The following is an 18780-nucleotide window of genomic DNA, read 5'->3' on the forward strand; positions in this document are numbered from 1 at the left end:
GGCGAAGGCCGGGATCTCATCCTATAATCGTGACGCACCGGCGAGATCCGGGCCTTCGCCGGGATGACGATGGATTATAGGTCACCTTCCCACGCCAGCACGGGCTTGCGCGCCGCAAGCGTTTCGTCGAGCCGCGCGCGCGGCGCGAAATGCGGTGCTGCCTTGAGCGCGGGGTCGCCGTTCTTGGCGCGCAGCGCGACGCTACGCAGCGCGCCGATGAACTGGTCGAGCACCGCCTTCGACTCGGTCTCGGTCGGTTCGATCAGCATCGCGCCATGGACGACGAGCGGGAAATAGACGGTCATCGGGTGATAGCCTTCGTCGATCAGCGCCTTGGCGATGTCCAGCGTCGTAAAGCCCTCGGCGAGCCCCTCGTCGGTAAACAGCGCCTCGTGCATGCACGGCCCCGACGGTCCGAAGGGCGCGTCGAGCACATCCTCGAGGCTACGCAGCACATAATTGGCGTTGAGCACCGCATCTTCGGCGACCTGCTTCAACCCGTCGGCACCGTGGCTGAGGATATAGGCGAGCGCGCGGGTGAACATGCCCATCTGGCCGTGGAAAGCGGTCATGCGCCCGAAGGTTTCGGGATGCTCGGCGCCCGCGCTTTCCTCCTCGACCAGCTTGAGCGAGCCGTCGGCGTAGCGCGCCGCATAGGGGATCGGGCCATAGGGAGCGAGCGCTTCCGACAGCACGACCGGACCCGAACCCGGCCCGCCCCCGCCGTGCGGGGTCGAAAAGGTCTTGTGCAGGTTGATGTGCATCGCATCGATGCCAAGGTCGCCGGGGCGCACCTTGCCGACGATCGCGTTGAAGTTGGCGCCGTCGCAATAGACATAGCCGCCGACCGCATGGACCGCGTCCGAAATCGCCTTCATGTCGCGCTCGAACAGGCCGCAGGTGTTGGGATTGGTGATCATCACCCCCGCGACATCGGGCCCGAGCCGCGCCTTCAGCGCTTCCAGATCGACGCGGCCTTCCTTGGTCGCCGGAATATCCTCGACGGTGAAGCCCGCGAAGGCCGCGGTCGCGGGGTTGGTGCCGTGCGCGCTTTCAGGAACGAGCAGCACGCGCCGGTCCTCGCCGCGTGCTTCGAGCGCCGCCTTGATGCAGAGGATGCCGCACAGCTCGCCATGCGCGCCCGCCTTGGGCGACATGGCGACGCCATACATGCCGGTGAGCTCGATCAACCAGAAAGCGAGTTCGTTGATGACCGCGAGTGCGCCCTGCACCGTTTCCTGCGGCTGGAGCGGGTGGACGTCCGCAAAGCCCGGCATCCGCGCGACCTTTTCGTTGAGACGCGGGTTGTGCTTCATCGTGCAGCTTCCGAGCGGGAAGAGGCCGAGGTCGATGGCATAATTCTGGCGCGACAGGCGCGTATAGTGGCGTACCGTTTCGGACTCGCTGAGCCCCGGCAGGCCGATGGGCGCGCTGCGCATCAGCGACCCCGGATCGGCGGCCGGTGCATCCTCGTCGAAATCGACGCCGGTGGTTTCGGTCGACCCAATTTCGAAGATCAGCGGTTCTTCAAGCATCAGCGCGCGGTTGCCGGTGAAGGTGGCGCTATCGTCGGCGCCGCCTGGCACAGACATTTCGGGACGCCAGCCGGCGGGGTTGAGCGCGGTCATGCCAGCACCTCCTTCAGCGCCGCGGCAAAGGCGGCGATATCGTCCTCGGTCACGGTCTCGGTCACCGCAACGATCAGCCCGTTCGCGAGCGCGTCGTTGTCGGGATAGAGGCGTCCGAGCGAAACGCCGCCGAGGACGCCCTTTTCAGCGAGCTTGTGCACCGTCGCGCGCGCGTCGGTGGGGAGCCGCAGCGTGAACTCGTTGAAATAGCTGTCGTTCATCACCGACACGCCGGGGATATTGGCAAGCTCTGCCGCCGCCGCCTTCGCCCGACCATGATTGATCGCGGCGAGTTGGCGCAGCCCTGCCTCGCCGAGCAAGGTCATGTGAATGCTGAATGCCAGCGCACAAAGCCCTGAATTGGTGCAGATGTTGCTCGTCGCCTTCTCGCGGCGGATATGCTGTTCGCGCGTCGAGAGGGTGAGAACGAAGCCGCGCTTGCCGTTGGCGTCGACCGTCTCGCCGCAAAGGCGCCCCGGCATCTGGCGGACATATTTCGACTTGCAGGCGAACAGGCCGACATAAGGTCCGCCGAACTGGAGCCCGACGCCGATTGCCTGCCCCTCGCCCACTACAATGTCGGCGCCCATTTCGCCGGGCGATTTGATAAGGCCGAGCGCGACAGGCTCGGTCACGACCGCGATCAGCAGCGCGCCATTCGCCTGACAAGCTCCGGCCAGCGACGACATGTCATCGATGCGGCCCAGAATGTCGGGATATTGGACGACGACGCAGCTCGTCTCCTTGTCGACCGCCGCCGCGAGCGCGGCCCAGTCGGTTCCGGCTTCGAGGGTCGGGTCGCCATCGACGAGCATGTCGCGCGTATATTTCGCCATCGTGCGCGCGACGCTGCGATAATGCGGGTGGAGGCCCGTCGAGAGCAGCGCCTTGCTCCGCTTGGTGATGCGCCGCGCCATCACGATCGCTTCCCAGCAGGCGGTCGAGCCATCGTACATCGACGCATTGGCGACGTCGGTGCCGAACAGCCGCGCGACCTGGCTCTGGAATTCGAAGAGCATCTGGAGTGTGCCCTGCGCGATTTCGGGCTGGTACGGCGTATAGGCGGTCAGGAACTCGCCGCGCTGGATCAGATGGTCGACGCTCGCGGGGATATGGTGGCGATAGGCGCCCGCTCCAAGGAAAAAGGGCGCATCGGCGGCGGCCAGATTCTGCTTCGAAAGACGGCGCATATGGCGTTCGACCGCAATCTCGCTGGCGTGGAGCGGCAGGCCCGCAATCGGCCCGTCGAGCCGCGCTTCGGGCGGGACGTCGGCGAACAGATCGTCGATCGACGAAGCGCCGACGGCAGCAAGCATTGCGGCCCGGTCGTCAGCGGTCAAAGGGAGGTAACGCATGAACTACTCCGCAGAAGGAATTGAATTTACAGCCGCAAGCTGCGCGAGGTCGGGGATCGACCCCTGGAAAATCATCGGCCCGCTGTGGGTGGTGCGCACCCAGGGCGCGAGCCAGATCCGAAAGCCAGCATCGCGCACCCGGCGGCAAAACCCATAGTCTTCGGACAGCAGCGCCTTGCTTTCGGGATCAATGACGGGGGCAAAGAAGGCGTGCGCCTCCTCCCCGATCGCGTGCGCCTGCCGTTCCGCCGGGTCGGGACGGAACGCCAGATCGGCGCCGTTGGTCCGCAGTGTTTCGAGCACGTCGCGGCGGATCAGCATCAATCCGGTTCCGACCCGCACAAGCTCGACGGGCTCGCCGAGCGCAAAACGCTGGGTCGGGTCGACGAACTGGAGTGCAAACTCCCCCGCATAGCGCGCGAGGTCACTCGTCGGCATACCCGATGCGGCGGCCCGCGCGACGGCATCCCAATTTATCATCCGGCGCGGGCAGGCAGCTCCCAGTACGGCGCATTTGGGTCGCGCCGACATCGCGTGCAGCATCGAGAATATATCGTCGGCCACGAAATCAATATCGGCGTCCACGAACAGCAAATGCGTACAATCGCTGGCGAGGAACATCGCGCTCAGCACGTTGCGCGCTCGCGTGACGTCGGGCTGGTACAGGATGAACTCGAACCGCACCGAAACGCCCATCGCCTGCGCCTGCAGTGCAAGCGCGAGAGCGGCGCGGACATAGCTGCCCTGCGCCCCTTCATAAATGGGCGTCGCCACCATCAGGCGGCAGTTGGCAAGGGCGGCGTCGGTGCTGGTCACGTCATCTCCCCCCTCCCGCTGGCGGGAGGGGCCCGCTGAATCACAGATCGTCGCAGAAGTCCTTGTACGCCTGCGCGTTCATCAGTCCGTCGAGTTGGCTCTTGTCGCTCAATGTCATGCGGAAGAACCAGCCTTCGCCTTCGGGGTCCGAGTTGACTAGTGCCGGATCTTCCTCGAGCGCGGCATTGCCCTCGGTCACCACGCCATCGACGGGTGCATAGACGTCGCTTGCCGCCTTCACCGACTCGACGACCGCAGCGTCGCCGCCCTGGCTGAGTTCGGCGCCGGTGTCGGGCACCTCGACGAAAACGATGTCGCCGAGCTGGCCCTGCGCGAAGTCGGTGATGCCGACCGTCGCGACGTCGCCATCGACGTCGATCCATTCATGCTCTTCGGTAAAATAGCGCGGCATCGATCAGCCTCCCTGTTTGCGCACGTAACGATGTGGAACGAACGGCATGGCGGTAACGGTGCACGCCACACGCTTGCCACGAACTTCGGCCGCGACCGGCGTCCCCGGCTCGGACAGGCCGGTCGGGACATAGCCCATCGCGATCGGCGCGCCGACGCTGGGGGCGAAGCCACCCGATGTCACGACGCCGACTTCGGTGTTGCCGTCGAAGAGCTTGGCGCCTTCGCGGACCGGCATTTTCCCGTCGATCAGCAGCCCTACGCGCTTGCGCGCGCTCCCCTGCCCCAGATGGCCGAGGATGCGCGCGGCGCCCGGAAATCCGCCTTCCTCGCGGCGGCGCTTGCTGATCGCAAAGCAGAGGTCGCCCTCGACCGGATCGATTGTCTCGTCGAGGTCATGTCCGTAAAGCGGCAAGCCAGCTTCGAGCCGCAGGCTGTCGCGCGCGCCGAGCCCGATGGGCTTCACCTCGTCCATCGCGCACAGCGCGGCGGCAAAGGCTTCGAGCGCTGCGTTGGGCAGCGAAATCTCGAACCCGTCCTCGCCCGTATAGCCCGAGCGGCTGATGCCGATCGCATGGCCCTGCCATGTCGCGCGCGTAGCCTGCATGAAGACGAGACCAGCGGCTTCGGGGACGAGCCGCGACAGCGCATCGACCGCTTTCGGTCCTTGCAGCGCCAACAGGCCGTAATCCTCATTATGATTAAGGGTGATATGGTCGGGCAGATTTTCGCGCAGGTGCCCGATATCTTCCCACTTCACCGCGCCGTTGACGACGATGCCGAATTGGTCCCCTTCGTTGGTGATCATCAAGTCGTCGAGGATGCCGCCATCTTCGGCTAGCAGTAGCGAATAACGCATCCGTCCGGGCTTCAGCGCCGAAATGTCACCGGGGACGAGCGTTTCGAGCGCCGCGGCGGCGCCGTCGCCCGAAATCAGCAGCTGCCCCATGTGGCTGACATCGAACAGGCCCGCATTTTCGCGGACCCACAGATGTTCGGCCATGATGCCTTCATATTGGATCGGCATCCAGTATCCGGCGAATTCGACCATGCGTCCGCCCTTTGCGCGGTGCCATGCGTCGAGCGGCAACGTCTCGGTCGCCACCTCTTCGATCAAGTCTTCGGTTTCGCTCATATCGGCCTCCCGTCGTTGACATGACGCGGCGCGGCCCGGTGCCGTTCCTTCGCCATGCCCCCTCTGTCACGGGAACCTGAGAGTTTTCCCCCATGCTATCATGGGGTTACCCCTTCGGTGGCCTCGACATCATGCCGGGGCGCTTTCCAGAGTGTCCAATCGTCCGCGCGGTCCGTTGACCTGAGAGTTTCCGGGGCGGTTGCTCCTTCGGTGGCGAGGCGCGGCGTACCGCCCCCGCGCTCTCCCGCGCGGCCGGCCGAATCCTCGATAAAGGACGCAGCGGACGGTCGAGCCTTGGCGCTGCCCTGAAGCGGAGTCAATCGGCGAGCGCGCGGATCGCGTCGTTTTCGTGAATATGGACCCCGGTGCCGCCTTCCCGCGCGAGTGCGACGATGGCGCGCGCGACGGTCGCGGCGGCGATCGAACGGTAGCGGCGGAGGCCGCCGTGGAGCATTGCGTCGGTGACCGGCGCGACCATCAGCGCAATCGTCTCGCCGAACCGCTTGATCCCGCCGCGGTCGCCGCGAAGCAGCCCTGGGCGGACAATATCGAGCCGGTCGAACCCGAGAGCGTGCAGGCCCTCCTCGGTCTGTCCCTTGGTGCGGAGGTAGAAATTGCCGCCGCGCGGCGACGCGCCGACCGAACTCACGGCGATCATCTGCCGCGCCCCCGCCTCTTTGGCGGCATGCGCGGCGGCGAGGATCAGGTCGACATCGACCGCACGAAAGGCCGCCTGCGATCCCGCCTGCCGGATCGTGGTGCCGAGACAGGAGATCAGCGCGCGCGGGCGCTCTGCCGCGATGATGCCGGGCCAATCGGCAGTCGGCGCGACGATCGCACGATGCTGCGGCGGCACATCGGCAATCGCGCGGCGTGAAAGGATCGTCAGCCCAAGGTCGCCCGCGCTGTCGATCACGCGCCCGCCGACAAGCCCGGTGGCCCCGACGAGCAGCGCCTCAGACATGCGCGAGCGCCTCCGGCACGTCGACGCGCCCGAAAATCTCCGCATAGCGGTCAATGGCGAAACGGTCGGTCATTCCCGCAATATAGTCTCCAATGTGCCGGATTGTCGCGCCCTCATCGCCGGGGACGCGCGACGACCAATCCTCACCCATCAAGGACGGGTCGGCCAGATAGGCATCGAAAAGCCGCGCGATGACGCAGCGCGCGCCCTCCGCAGCGGCGAGCTGCGACGGATGGTGGTAGAGGTTGGCGTACATGAAGCGCTTGAGATCGCGCTCCTTCGCAGCAAGATCGCGCGAAAAGCCGCCGAGCGTGCGGCCCGCCGCGCGCACCTCGTCCACCGACGCAGCGCCCGCGTCGGCGACGTTGGCGGCGGTGGCGGCGATCACATCGTTGACCATCACGCCAATCTGGTCGCGCACCAGTTCGCGCAGCAACCGGTCGCGCGGCGCGCCCGGAAACCGCGCTTCGACCGCCCGGAAATTGGCAGCGACAAAGGGCTGTTCCATCAGCTGGTCGAGGCCCAGCAATCCGGCGCGCAGCCCGTCGTCGATGTCGTGGTTATCATAGGCGATGTCGTCGGCGACTGCCGCAATCTGCGCCTCGAGGCTCGCGTGGCTCGCAAGGTCGAGCGGAAAGTCGGCATCGATATCGGCGAGCGCCCAGCCGGGATGCCGCGCGGGGCCATTGTGCTTCGCCAGCCCCTCCAGCGTCTCCCACGTCAGATTGAGCCCGTCGAAACGCGGATAGGGACATTCGAGCCGCGCAAGCGTGCGGAGCGTATGGCCATTGTGGTCGAAGCCGCCATGCGCCTGCATCGCGGCCTTCAGCGCGGCCTCGCCCGCATGGCCGAAAGGCGGGTGGCCGATGTCGTGCGCGAGGCACAGCGCCTCGGTCAAATCCTCATTGAGCCCCAGCGCGCGGGCGATGCCGCGGCCGATCTGCGCCACCTCTATGCTGTGGGTCAGGCGGACACGGTAATGGTCGCCGTCGGGGCAGACAAACACCTGCGTTTTGTGGCGCAAGCGGCGAAAGGCGATCGAATGGATGATGCGGTCGCGGTCGCGCTGAAAGGCATCGCGCGGACCGCGAACGACGCGTCCGACCTCTTCGTGGCGGCGGCCCCGCGTCGCGGCCGGGTCGCTCGCGCAGCGGGCGGTCGTCATCGGATCGGCTCGACGGTCTCGCCCGCTTCGCTGTTGAAGAGGAAGCCGTCGCCCTCGGCCTTTTTATAGTCGGCAAGCCAGTCCTGCGCAGTCTTGCGGTCCTTGAACGGCCCGACGAGCAGGCGGCGCGTCTGTCCCCATTCGGCGGTCGATCCCGACTTGCCCTTGAACAGCTCGGCATTGCGCTTGGCGAAGCGGTTATAGTCGAAGGCGAGCGCCTTCAGATTGGCGCCGGTGGCAATCTGGACCCATATGCGCGCGGGATTGGCCTTCTTGCGGTCGGCTTCTTCCTTCGCCTTCGCCTCGGCTTCGGCCTTGGCTTTTGCTGCGGCTTCCTCCTTTTCCCGGCGCGCCGCCTCGGCAGCCTCGGCCTTGCGCTTGTCGGCCTGAAGCCGTGCGAGCACATCGGCACCGAGCGCATTGTCCGGACGCGCGAGTTCCTCGGCCGGAATCTCGATCGACCCCGCAATTTCGGCAAGCGAGGCGAGCGGCGCAGGCGAAGCAGCGGCGGGAGCGGGCTGCGGCCCGACATCAGCAATCGAGAAGCCGGGACCGACGGGCCCCATGTCGCGATTGACCGCAACGCCGACCGGCGCCGCAGCCGGTGTCGGCGAAGGCACAGGAGTCGGAGTGGGCGCCGGTGCGGGCGAGGGCGGCACGGGAACGGCGGCCGCAACTTGCACGGGAGTCGGTGTCGGCGCCGGAGTCGGCGCTGGCATCGGCCGTGCGGGGGGAGCGCTGTTCGTTGCGGCGCGTGTCGGCGGAGCTGTTGTGGTTGCTGTGCGCGCGGGTGGCGGATTCGTGCGGTCGCGGCGCGATTGCGCGGGTTGCCGTGCTGCGGGCGCCGGAGTCGGCGCGGGCGTCGCCGCCGCAACCTGCACCGCGGCGCGGCGCGGGCCGAGTTCGCCCGACGGAAAGCGTCCGAAGTGCGCGGCCGCGGCCTGTTGCGCGGGGTTCAGCCGGTCCATCTGGACAAGGTAGGGAAGAATCCCCTGCGCCAGCGCGGGGGGCATCGTCGCATTGACGATGTCGGTCGCCTCCTTGTCGCGCCCGTTCATCGCAAGGATCATCGCGCGCGAGCGCCACGCCGCGCGATTTTGCGCGCGAAGCTGCGGCGTGAGGAGCTGAACGGCGCGCTCGATATCGCCGCTGATGCCGAGCGACAGAGCATAGCGCCGCACCAGCTCGTCATCCGAGCCGATCGACAAGGCGAGCTGATAGTCGCGCTGCGCCGCATCCTGTTGCCCCAGCAGATCGCGCGCCAGGCCCCGGTCGGCGAGCAATGTGCGTTCGGGTGCGCCCAGCAGTTGCGCCTCGCCGAAATAATCGAGCGCACGCGTCGGATTTTCCAGATGGACCATCGCCGAACCGAGCGCCGCCTTGACCGCCCCATCGCGCGGCGCCGCCCGTTCAGCGCGCAGCAGAAAGCCGAGCGCCGCGCGATAATCCTCGAGCGCAATCGACGCGCGACCCGCGTCGAGCAGCGCCGTACTGTCATTGGCGTTGGCGGCAATCCGGCCGAGCGCCGACGCCAGCGTGGCGCGCGCGGACGTCCGCTTGTCCATCGCTGCCTTGGTCGCGGCGTCGGGCGGCGTCACCTGCCACGCGAGCGCGGGCGCGGCATGGCTGGTTGCAGCGAGCAGCAACCCGGACGCGACGGCCCATCGCCGCGCGTACCGGGGAACTGACATCATGTTCGGTCGCCGCAAGGGCACGTCAAATCATCCCGTTTCCGGCCTGCCGTGCCCGGCGGGCGGCCGTTCGATTGCCCTGTTACTGGTTGTTCTGCCGCCCCAGGAAGCGCGGAATATCGACCCCGTCCTCCTTGTTTTCGTCGGCATCGGCCGGAGCGCCGCCGCGCGAAAGCCGCGACATGCGTTCGAACAAGGTTCCGCCGCCGATCGAACGCGCCGGAGCGTCGCTCGCGGGTGCCGGTTCGGCTTCGGGAGCAGGCTGCGCTTCGACCGCTGCCGCCTCGGGTTCGCCAAGTATCAGCTCGTCGGCCGTATCGTCATAGGTCGCGGCGACCTGCGACAATTCCATCGGCTCTTCCTCTGCAACCTCGGGAGCCGTCTCGGGCTCGGAGGTCGGTTCGGCGACGCCGCCGAGCGAGAATCCGGGGGTCGGATCGCTTTCGGCGACCGGCTCTTCCACCGGGCTTTCCTCGACCTCGGTGGCAAGGACTTCCTCGGCCACCGGCGTCGAAGCGGGCGACGGACGCGGCGCAAAGGAGAAGCTACGCGCAGCCGGAGCGGGCTGCGTCGCGGCGTCACCACTGCCGTCGATGCCGGTCGCGACGACCGACACGCGGATCTTGCCGTCGAGATTGTCGTTGAACGCGCTGCCCCAGATGATGTTCGCATCGGGATCGACGAGTTCGCGAATATGGTTCGCCGCTTCGTCGACTTCCATCAGGCGCATGTCCTCGCCGCCGGTGATCGAGATGATGACGCCCTTCGCGCCTGCCATCGACACGCCGTCGAGTAGCGGGTTGGCGATTGCCTTTTGCGCCGCTTCGAGTGCGCGCCCATCGCCCTCGGCCTCGCCGGTGCCCATCATCGCCTTGCCCATTTCGCGCATCACGCTGCGCACGTCGGCAAAGTCGAGGTTGATGAGGCCGGGCATGACCATCAGGTCGGTGATCCCGCGCACGCCCTGTTGCAGCACCTCGTCGGCCATCGAAAAGGCCTCTTTGAAGGTGGTGTTCGGGTTGGCGACAAGGAACAGATTCTGGTTCGGAATGACGATCAGCGTGTCGACATGCTCCTGAAGCTCGGCGATGCCGGCTTCGGCCGAACGCATCCGGCGCTGGCCTTCAAAGGTGAAGGGCTTGGTCACGACGCCGACGGTCAGGATACCGCGGTCGCGGGCTGCCTTCGCGATCACCGGCGCCGCGCCGGTGCCCGTGCCGCCGCCCATGCCGGCCGCGACAAAGCACATATGCGCGCCGTTCAGCGCCTCTTCGACGTGGGTGATGCTTTCTTCGGCGGCCGCGCGCCCGACTTCGGGGCGCGAACCTGCGCCCAGACCCTGGGTGATCTGCGTGCCGAGCTGGATGCGGCGCTCTGCGGCCGAGGCGTTGAGCGCCTGCGCGTCGGTGTTCGCCACGACGAAATCGACGCCCTCGACGCGGGCGGCGATCATGTTCGCAATGGCATTGCCCCCCGCGCCGCCGACGCCGATGACCGCGATGCGCGGCTTCAGCTCGTCGACCTGCGGCGGGCCAATGTTGATGCTCATCAAATAATCTCCCTGCAGCGGCGGACCAGCGCCGCTTCCCCAACTTTGCGACCCGTCCGGACGTCAGTCCCGTCATCCGGCTTTCCGTTACCGCATTGCACTATTGTGACGCCGGAATCATCCAAAAAATTAACCTTTCGGGCAAGCCGCGCCCTAAAAACTGCTTTTGAGTGCCGCCATAAGGCGATGGAGAATCGAGCTTCCTTTCGGTCGATAGACATCCTGTGACATCATCGGCAAGTCGCGCAGGTCAACAGGGTCCGATGCGGCGTAAAGAACCAGACCCGCGAGCGTGGCGAAAGCCGGTCCGCCGTGTGCATCGGGTAGCCCGTGCAAGCCGCGCGGTCGTCCGACACGCGCGGCGCGACCGAGCGCGCTTTGGGTATAATCGGCGAGGCCCTTGAGGTCGGCGCCGCCGCCCACCAGCACGACTTGCCGCCCGACCGGGCCGACGAAATGCAGGTCTTTCAGTGTCCTGCCAATCTCTCCCATCATCGCGTCGAGCCGCTGGCGGATTACCGCGACAAGCTGCGCGCGGGTGATGCGCGGCGATTCGCTGCCCGCAGGCGCGCCGGGATCGAGCTCGATCACCTCGACATTGTCGCGCGGGCTGGCCGACGCCGAACCATAAAAGCTTTGCAGGCGCTGCGCCTGGCTGCGGCGGATACCAAAGGCCGAAGCGATGTCGTCGGTGATGTCGCTCGCGCCGAACGGAAGCGACGCCAGCTCGACGAGCATGCCGCCGGCATAAAGCGACACCGTCGTCACCGCCGCGCCGATTTCGACGAGCGCGACGCCAAGGTCGCGCTCTTCGTCCGACAAACACGCAAGCCCGGCGGCAATCGGCGAGGCGACGACCGCGTTGACGTCGAGATGCGCCTGCCGCACCGCGGACTCCAGATTCCGCACCGGCGCGCCCTCGGCCATGATGATATGGATATCGACGCCCAGCCGGTCAGCGTGGAGACCGATAGGATTCTTCACCCCCGTCAGCCCGTCGAGCGTGTAGAGCGCGGGCTGTGCGTGGAGGATCATCCGGCCTTCGGGATCGATCCCTGCGCGGCCCGCGGCGAGGAGATCATCGACATCCTCCTGCTCGATCCGGTGCCCGCCGAGCTCGCTCTCGATCGGCGCAACGTCGCTGAGCAGGCTGCCCGCCGAAAAGCTGACCCACACATCGTCGATGTTGAGGCCCGCGATACGTTCGGCCTGCTCGATCGCCTCGCGCACGACATGCTCGGTCTGTTCCATGTCGGCGACATAGCCGCGCTGGACTCCGCGGCTTTCGCGCTGCCCGGTGCCGAGTACGTGGAGCTGACCGTCGGCCGACTGCCCCGCGATCAGCGCGCAAACCTTCCACGACCCGACATCGAGCGCGGTGATGATCCGTTCTATGCGCGGCTGCGCCATTGCTCAGCCCTTCTCCGCGGCGCTCGCGTCCGCCACCGCGTCGACAGCGGCACGCGCTTCGTCGAGCTTGGCGGGTGCGACCTGCCCCTCGTGCGGCAAGCGCAGGACGAAACGCGCGGGGTCGCGCATGTCGAAACGCAATATGCCGCGCCCGAGCAGGCGGTTGGCGCCGTCGAGGTGCGCGAATTTGGCGAGCGCCGCCTTGGCGGCTTCCTCGCCCTCGGGCAGCGAAAGCGTCTCGCCGCTGCGGAAGCGCAGATCCCAGCGACGGTTGCCGACCCAGGTCGCGCCCGCCAGCAATTCCCTGAGGCTGCTCGCTTCGGCGAGCAGGCGGTCGAGGTCTTGCGAGCGCTGGTTCGCCTTCGGCCCAATGACAAGCGGCAGGTCGGGCATCGTCGCGACGGTGACGGGTTCGAGCACCACGCCCTTTTCGTCGATCAGCGACAGGCGATTCCTGTGCTGCCAGATCGCCGCCGGCTTGCGCTCGACAATATCGACGACGAGCGTGTCGGGCAGGCGACGCGACACGCGCGCATCCTTGATCCAGCCATATTTCATCAAATCGCCGCGCACATCGGCTAGGTCGACCGCCGCCATCGAACGGTCCTTCTGAGCGAGCGCGATGTCATATACTTTCAGCCGGTCGATCCGGTCGGCGCCGACGACCTCGACCTTCTTGACCTGAAAACCCGCGCGGCCAACCGCCTGCGCCCATTCCTCGTGGACCTTGGCAGTTACGCCCGTCGCATGCGCGGCAATGCCCGCAAAGGCGAACAGGCCGAGCCCGATCGTCCAGTTCGCCACGCGCTGCAATGTCGCGGGACTGACGGGCAACGCGTTGATGATCGCGTCGACGCGCGACGTCTTGACCTTGCGGCGCTTCTTGGGCGTCCGGACCGGGCGGCGCGGCGGCGCCTTGGCGCGTTTGATCCGGGTGCTGCTCATAGCGCCTCCTTGACAATGCGCTCGACAAGGTCGGCATAATCGATGCCGAGCGCGCGCGCCTGTTCGGGAACGAGGCTGAGCGGCGTCATCCCCGGCTGGGTGTTGACCTCCAGCAGGAAAATACCGTCCAGCCCCAATTCGTCGTCCCAGCGGAAGTCGGAGCGCGATGCGCCCTTGCAACCGAGCAGCCGGTGCGACTTCAATGCCAGTTCCTTCATCCGCCCGGCAATGTCGGCTGGAATGTCGGCGGGGCAGACATGCTCGGTCAGCCCATCGGTATATTTGGCATCATAATCATAGAAGCCCGATTTGACCCGCAGTTCGGTGACGGCAAGCGCCGTGTCGCCCAGCACTGCGACGGTCAGTTCCCGCCCCTTGATGAAGGGTTCGGCGAGCAAGCGGTCGAATTCCTTCCACGGCCCGACTGCTTCGCGCGAAATCGGATTGCCGTAATTGCTGTCGTCCTTGACGATCGCAACGCCGACCGACGAGCCTTCGTTGACCGGTTTGAGGACATAGGGACGCGGCAGGGGGTCGGCTGTAAACAGGCTTTCGCTGTCGACCATGGTCCCCGTCGGCATGGGGATTCCATGCGGCACCAGCGCCTGCTTCGTCAATTCCTTGTCGATCGCGATGACCGATGTGACGAGCCCGCTGTGCGTATATTTGAGGTCCATCAGGTCGAGCATGCCCTGCACCGTCCCGTCCTCGCCCGGGACGCCGTGGAGCGCGTTGAACACGACATCGGGCTTGGCCTCGGCGAGCCGCAGCGCGACGTTGCGATCCATGTCGATGCGCGTGACCCGGTGGCCGCGCGATTCGAGCGCGTCGGCGACGCCGTTGCCGCTCATCAGCGACACCTCGCGCTCGGCGGACCAGCCGCCCATCAGGACGGCGACATGCCAAGGGCCGCGTGCGCTCACAAGCCCTTCCCCTTCAGGAGTTTCAGGCCGCTCACTTCGCCACCCCCACGCGCTGTATCTCCCACTGCAGTTCGATGCCGCTCTTGGCCTTCACCCGGCGGCGGACTTCTTCGCCCAGTGTTTCGATGTCCGCGCTCGTCGCCGTGCCGGTGTTGATCAGGAAATTGGTGTGCTTCTCGCTGACCTGCGCGCCGCCCACGGTGAATCCGCGGCAACCGGCTTCATCGACGAGCTGCCATGCCTTGTGCCCATCGGGGTTCTTGAAGGTCGATCCGCCGGTTTTCGAACGCAGCGGCTGCGATGCCTCGCGGCTCGCCGAGATGCGATCCATTTCAGCCTGGATGGCGGCAGGCTCGCCGCGACGGCCGCGAAAGGTCGCGGCGACGACGACCGCGCCGTCGGGCAATTCGCTGTGACGATAGGTATAGCCGAGGTCGGCGAGCGTAAGCGTCCGCCGCTCACCCGAACGCAGGATGACGTCGGCCTCGACCAATATGTCCTTGACCTCGCCTCCATAGGCACCGCCGTTCATGCGGACAAAACCGCCGACGGTGCCGGGAATCGAGCGCAGGAATTCAACTCCCGCAATCCCCGCATCGCGCGCGGTCGACGACACCAGAATGCCCGACGCGCCGCCGCCGCAGCGCAGCGTCGTTGCGTCGAGTGCTTCGACCTTGGCAAAGGCCTTGCCGAGCCGGACGACGACGCCCGGGAATCCACCGTCGCGCACGATCAGGTTCGACCCGAGGCCGAGTGCCATCACCGGCACCGACGGGTCGAGGTCGCGCAGGAAATCTGCGAGATCTTCCGCGTCCTTGGGCTCGAACAACCAATCGGCCGCGCCGCCCGATTTGAACCAGACGAGCGGTGCGAGCGGGGCATCAGGGGTCAATTTGCCGCGGACGTCGGGAAGCGTTTGGGTTGCGTTCACGCCGCCCCCTCCACAGCCGCTGCCAACGCTGCCGCCATCTTGGTGATGTCCCCCGCACCAAGGCAGATGATCTTGTCGCCCGCGCCGAGCTGGCCGGCGCGGATCGCGTCGGCAAGCGTTGCAGCGAGTGCGTCCGCGTCGGCGACGGTCGCCGCGAACCTATGCCCGCGGTCGCGCAGCCCCTGCGCCAGGGCATCCGACGACACGCCTTCGATCGGCGCTTCGCCCGCCGCATAGACGGGGAGCGCGAGCACCATATCGGCGTCGTTGAACGCCTGTTGAAAGTCGTCCATGTGGTCGCGCAAGCGTGTGAAGCGGTGCGGCTGGACCACGGCCACGACGCGCCCCGTCCCTACGCCCTCGCGTGCGGCCGACAACACGGCGCGGATCTCGACAGGGTGGTGGGCATAGTCGTCGATCACCGTAACGCTGCCGCCATCGACGGCGATCTCGCCGACCTTGGTGAAGCGCCGCTTTACCCCGGCAAAGCCCTGGAAGCCCGAGACGATCTTGTCGTCGCTGACCCCCATGTGGAGCGCCACGGCGACGGCTGCGAGGGCGTTCTGGACATTGTGGCGGCCCGACATCGGCAGGTGGATGCCCGCGATCGTCCGGCTGCTTCCGTCGGGCAAGCGCACCACGACGTCGAAGCGGTTGCCTTCGGGACCGGGTTCGACATTGGTGCCGCGCACGTCGGCCTGCGCCGAAAAGCCATAGGTGACGATGCGCCGGTCGCGGATGCGCGGGATGATCGCCTGCACTTCGGGATGGTCGAGGCACAGCATCGCCGCGCCGTAAAAAGGCACATTTTCGATGAACTCGACAAAGGCGGCCTTGATCGCGTCGAAACTGCCATAATGGTCGAGGTGTTCGGGATCGATGTTGGTCACGACCGCAATCGTCCCGTCGAGCCGCAGGAAACTGCCGTCGCTTTCGTCGGCCTCCACCACCATCCAGTCCGACGCGCCGAGCCGCGCGTTCGATCCATAATTGTTGATGATACCGCCATTGATCACGGTCGGGTCGATCCCGCCCGCGTCCAGCAGCGCGGCGACAAGGCTGGTCGTCGTCGTCTTGCCGTGCGTCCCCGCAATCGCCACGGTCGATTTGAGGCGCATCAGCTCGGCGAGCATCTCGGCCCGGCGGACGAGCGGGATGCGGTTCGCAAGCGCCGCCTCCACCTCCGGATTGCCGCGTTTGACCGCGGTCGAGGTCACGACGACCGCCGCGCCTTCGACATTTTCGGGGGCATGGCCGATCGCGACCTTGATCCCGCGTTTGCGTAGTCCTTCGACGACGTAGGAATCGGCGATGTCGCTGCCCTGCACCTGATAGCCGAGGTTGTGCATCACCTCGGCGATGCCCGACATGCCGATGCCGCCGATCCCGATGAAGTGGATGGTGCCGATGTCGGTCGCGACGCCGCGCATCACTGCGCCTCCCGCCGCGCGGCGGCGATGCCGGCAGACTTGCGCTGCCTGCTCGCACCGACGCGGATCACGTCCATCAGTGGCGGCGGCACAAGCGATTCGACAAGGTCGGCGAGATCGCGCGTCGCGTCGGGAAGCCCGCAGCTCGCGGCATGATCGGCCGCCGCTTCGAGCGCGCCTTGCTCGAGCGCCATGCGCTGGAGTTGCTTGGCGAGCGCACCGGGGGTGAAGTCGGACTGGGCGAACGACAGCGCGCCTCCCGCCTCGACCAGATCGACGACATTATAGGTCTGGTGATTGTCCATCGCGTGCGGATAGGGAACGAAGATTGCCGGGCGGCCCGCACAGGCAAGTTCGGCGACGGTCGAGGCCCCCGCGCGCGCGATGACCAGATGCGCCCAGCGCAGCCGCTCCGGAAAATCGCCGATATAGGGCATGCAATCGGCCGCGACGCCAAGCTCGGCATATTTGCCGCGCACCGCCTCGATATCGGCCTCGCGGCATTGCTGGACGACCTGCAGGCGTTCGAGCAGCGCCTTCGGCAGCATCGCAACCGCCGCCGGGACAACGTCGCTGAGCACCGTCGCCCCCAGGCTGCCGCCGACGATGAGAAGGCGGAGGATGCCATCCTCGGGAAGCGGCGGAAACCCTTCGTCGCGGATCGCGATGATTTCTTCGCGTACCGGATTGCCGGTCATATGCGTCTTGAGGTCGAGACCCTTGGGAAGACGCTGGATATTGCGATAGGCGACCGCAATGGCATCGACGCGCCGCGCCATAAGCCGGTTCGTACGGCCAAGCACGGCATTTTGTTCGTGGATCATGCTTGGAGTCTTCGTCGCGCGCGCCGCGAGCAGGCTGGGCAGCGAAGGGTATCCGCCAAAGCCCACCACAGCGCCCGGGTCGAAGTCGCGGATCAGGTCGATGGCCATGCGCCGCCCCTTGCGGATCGCAAGCGCCGCCTTCACCCAGCCGACCGGGCCGCCGTGCACGCGCCCTGCGGGCAAGACATGCGTTTCGAGTTCGTGCGGCGCGCCGGGAATCTTCAGGCCGCGGTCGTCGCTGACCAGCGCAACGCGATGCCCGCGCGCGATCAGCTCGCCCGCCAGCGCATAAGCGGGCAGCATATGGCCGCCGGTCCCGCCGGCGGCGAGGAGGAAGTGGCGCGTCGCTGTCATTTTCGGGCGGTCATTTCTTGTTCCAGTTGCGGGTCATCGACACCCGCGCCGCATAGGGGTTTCGCCGGGTCAGCGACAAGAGCAAACCCATGCCGATCGACAAAGCGATGAACGACGATCCGCCATAGCTGATGAACGGCAGGGTCATCCCCTTCGACGGGAAGAGCTGGGTGTTCACCGCCATGTTGATCGTCGCCTGCCCGCCGAACTGCGCGATCAGCCCCGCAACGGCAAGGATCAGGAAACTGTCTTCCTCGTCAAGCAGGCGTATGAGCACGCGCACGATAATCGCCAGATAGAGCAGCGCGATCGCGATGCACGCGATCATACCGAACTCCTCGCCGATCACCGAAAAAATATAGTCGGTATGTGCTTCGGGAAGCTGGAACTTGGCAAGACCCGCCCCCGGCCCCGTTCCGATCAGTCCCCCGGCGGTGAGCGTCGCATGCGCCTTGTCGACCTGAAAACTGTCACCCTCGGCAAAGAGCCAGATGTTGATGCGCTGCTGCGCCACCGGATAGAAGAAATAGGCAGCGACAAGTCCTGCAAAACCCGCACCGACGAGCCCCCACAGGATGCGCATCGACAGTCCGGCGACGAGCACGAGCACGAACCAGGTCGCTGCAAAAATGATCGTCTGGCCGAGGTCGGGCTGCGCCATCAGCAACGCGGCGATAACCCCGGTCAGCACGAAGGACAGGGGAACGACCGGCAGGCTCTGATCCTGCAGGCGCAGCGACAATATCCAGGCGAGCGAGACTGCGAACAGCGGTTTCAGAAATTCGGACGGCTGAAGCCGGAACACACCGCTCCCGATCCAGCGCTGCGCGCCGTTGACCGCCGTTCCGATGAGCGGGACGAGGAACAGCAGGAACAGGAAAAAGAGCGTCCCATAAATGGCGAAGCGCCTTGCCTGCGGCTTCGGCAGCATCGAAACGGCAAGCATCGCAGGCACGCCGACGATGACCCACATGATCTGGCGATAGAAAAAATAAAGCGGATCGAGGCTGGCGGTCGTCGTCGACAATTTCTGCGCGGCGACGGGCGAGGCCGCCGCGACCGCGACCAGCCCAACGGCAACCAGCATCATCACGAGCATCAGCAGCACGCGGTCGATTTCCCAGAACCACAGGCCGAGCGGCGTTCGGTCGGCGCGGCTGAGGCGCGGGCCGCGCCGTTTCGCATTGCGCGCCGCGGCTATCAGCGGGCGTTCGGTCGCGTCAAGATTGTCGCTTCCCCCGGCCATCGG

The 18780-nt window shown here is 66.4% G+C and carries 16 protein-coding genes and 1 riboswitch; all 16 genes read right to left on the reverse strand.

Annotation, left to right across the window (positions count from 1 at the left end; all coding sequences use genetic code 11):
• Positions 1-74: 74 nt before the first annotated feature.
• Complete coding sequence (gene gcvPB / locus H7692_RS04860; protein ID WP_222135768.1) at positions 75-1628, reverse strand: aminomethyl-transferring glycine dehydrogenase subunit GcvPB; 1554 nt, start codon at positions 1626-1628, stop codon at positions 75-77.
• On the reverse strand, positions 1625-2983 hold the full coding sequence (gene gcvPA, locus H7692_RS04865) for an aminomethyl-transferring glycine dehydrogenase subunit GcvPA (protein WP_222135767.1): 1359 nt from the start codon (positions 2981-2983) through the stop codon (positions 1625-1627). Before gcvPA ends, gcvPB begins: the two co-directional genes overlap by 4 nt.
• 3 nt (positions 2984-2986) lie before the next feature.
• Positions 2987-3799, reverse strand: a complete 813-nt coding sequence (locus tag H7692_RS04870; RefSeq protein ID WP_227339847.1) for a glycosyltransferase — start codon at positions 3797-3799, stop codon at positions 2987-2989.
• A 40-nt stretch (positions 3800-3839) separates the two neighbouring features.
• The gene (gcvH, locus tag H7692_RS04875; protein ID WP_222135766.1) at positions 3840-4211 is read right to left on the reverse strand and encodes a glycine cleavage system protein GcvH; all 372 of its coding nucleotides are present in this window, start codon (positions 4209-4211) and stop codon (positions 3840-3842) included.
• A gap of 3 nt (positions 4212-4214) precedes the next feature.
• Positions 4215-5345, reverse strand: coding sequence for a glycine cleavage system aminomethyltransferase GcvT (gene gcvT / locus H7692_RS04880; RefSeq protein WP_227339848.1), 1131 nt, complete (start codon positions 5343-5345; stop codon positions 4215-4217).
• Positions 5346-5503: 158 nt separating this feature from the next.
• A riboswitch (glycine riboswitch) is annotated at positions 5504-5602 on the reverse strand.
• Positions 5603-5661: 59 nt separating this feature from the next.
• Complete coding sequence (locus tag H7692_RS04885) at positions 5662-6309, reverse strand: NAD-dependent dehydratase (protein WP_222135764.1); 648 nt, start codon at positions 6307-6309, stop codon at positions 5662-5664.
• Positions 6302-7474: a deoxyguanosinetriphosphate triphosphohydrolase gene (locus tag H7692_RS04890; RefSeq protein WP_222135763.1), complete on the reverse strand. Its 1173-nt coding sequence runs from the start codon at positions 7472-7474 to the stop codon at positions 6302-6304. Before H7692_RS04890 ends, H7692_RS04885 begins: the two co-directional genes overlap by 8 nt.
• On the reverse strand, positions 7471-9168 hold the full coding sequence (locus tag H7692_RS04895) for a tetratricopeptide repeat protein (RefSeq protein WP_227339849.1): 1698 nt from the start codon (positions 9166-9168) through the stop codon (positions 7471-7473). The genes H7692_RS04890 and H7692_RS04895 overlap by 4 nt, the downstream gene beginning before the upstream one ends.
• Before the next feature lie 79 nt (positions 9169-9247).
• Positions 9248-10714, reverse strand: coding sequence for a cell division protein FtsZ (gene ftsZ / locus H7692_RS04900; protein WP_222135762.1), 1467 nt, complete (start codon positions 10712-10714; stop codon positions 9248-9250).
• Between the two features lie 153 nt (positions 10715-10867).
• Positions 10868-12124: a cell division protein FtsA gene (gene ftsA, locus H7692_RS04905; RefSeq protein WP_201926351.1), complete on the reverse strand. Its 1257-nt coding sequence runs from the start codon at positions 12122-12124 to the stop codon at positions 10868-10870.
• Positions 12125-12127: 3 nt separating this feature from the next.
• Entirely contained in the window at positions 12128-13069 is a 942-nt protein-coding gene (locus H7692_RS04910; RefSeq protein ID WP_201926353.1) for a cell division protein FtsQ/DivIB, read from the reverse strand.
• The gene (locus H7692_RS04915; protein ID WP_222136364.1) at positions 13066-13956 is read right to left on the reverse strand and encodes a D-alanine--D-alanine ligase; all 891 of its coding nucleotides are present in this window, start codon (positions 13954-13956) and stop codon (positions 13066-13068) included. The genes H7692_RS04910 and H7692_RS04915 overlap by 4 nt, the downstream gene beginning before the upstream one ends.
• Positions 13957-14023: 67 nt before the next feature.
• Complete coding sequence (gene murB / locus H7692_RS04920) at positions 14024-14923, reverse strand: UDP-N-acetylmuramate dehydrogenase (RefSeq protein WP_222135761.1); 900 nt, start codon at positions 14921-14923, stop codon at positions 14024-14026.
• On the reverse strand, positions 14920-16353 hold the full coding sequence (gene murC, locus H7692_RS04925) for a UDP-N-acetylmuramate--L-alanine ligase (RefSeq protein WP_227339851.1): 1434 nt from the start codon (positions 16351-16353) through the stop codon (positions 14920-14922). Before murC ends, murB begins: the two co-directional genes overlap by 4 nt.
• The gene (gene murG, locus H7692_RS04930) at positions 16353-17531 is read right to left on the reverse strand and encodes an undecaprenyldiphospho-muramoylpentapeptide beta-N-acetylglucosaminyltransferase (RefSeq protein ID WP_222135759.1); all 1179 of its coding nucleotides are present in this window, start codon (positions 17529-17531) and stop codon (positions 16353-16355) included. Before murG ends, murC begins: the two co-directional genes overlap by 1 nt.
• A gap of 10 nt (positions 17532-17541) precedes the next feature.
• On the reverse strand, positions 17542-18777 hold the full coding sequence (locus H7692_RS04935; RefSeq protein ID WP_201926361.1) for an FtsW/RodA/SpoVE family cell cycle protein: 1236 nt from the start codon (positions 18775-18777) through the stop codon (positions 17542-17544).
• Between the last annotated feature and the right edge of the window lie 3 nt (positions 18778-18780).

Source organism: Sphingopyxis sp. P8 (genome assembly GCF_020622175.1).
Lineage (GTDB): Bacteria > Pseudomonadota > Alphaproteobacteria > Sphingomonadales > Sphingomonadaceae > Sphingopyxis > Sphingopyxis jiangsuensis.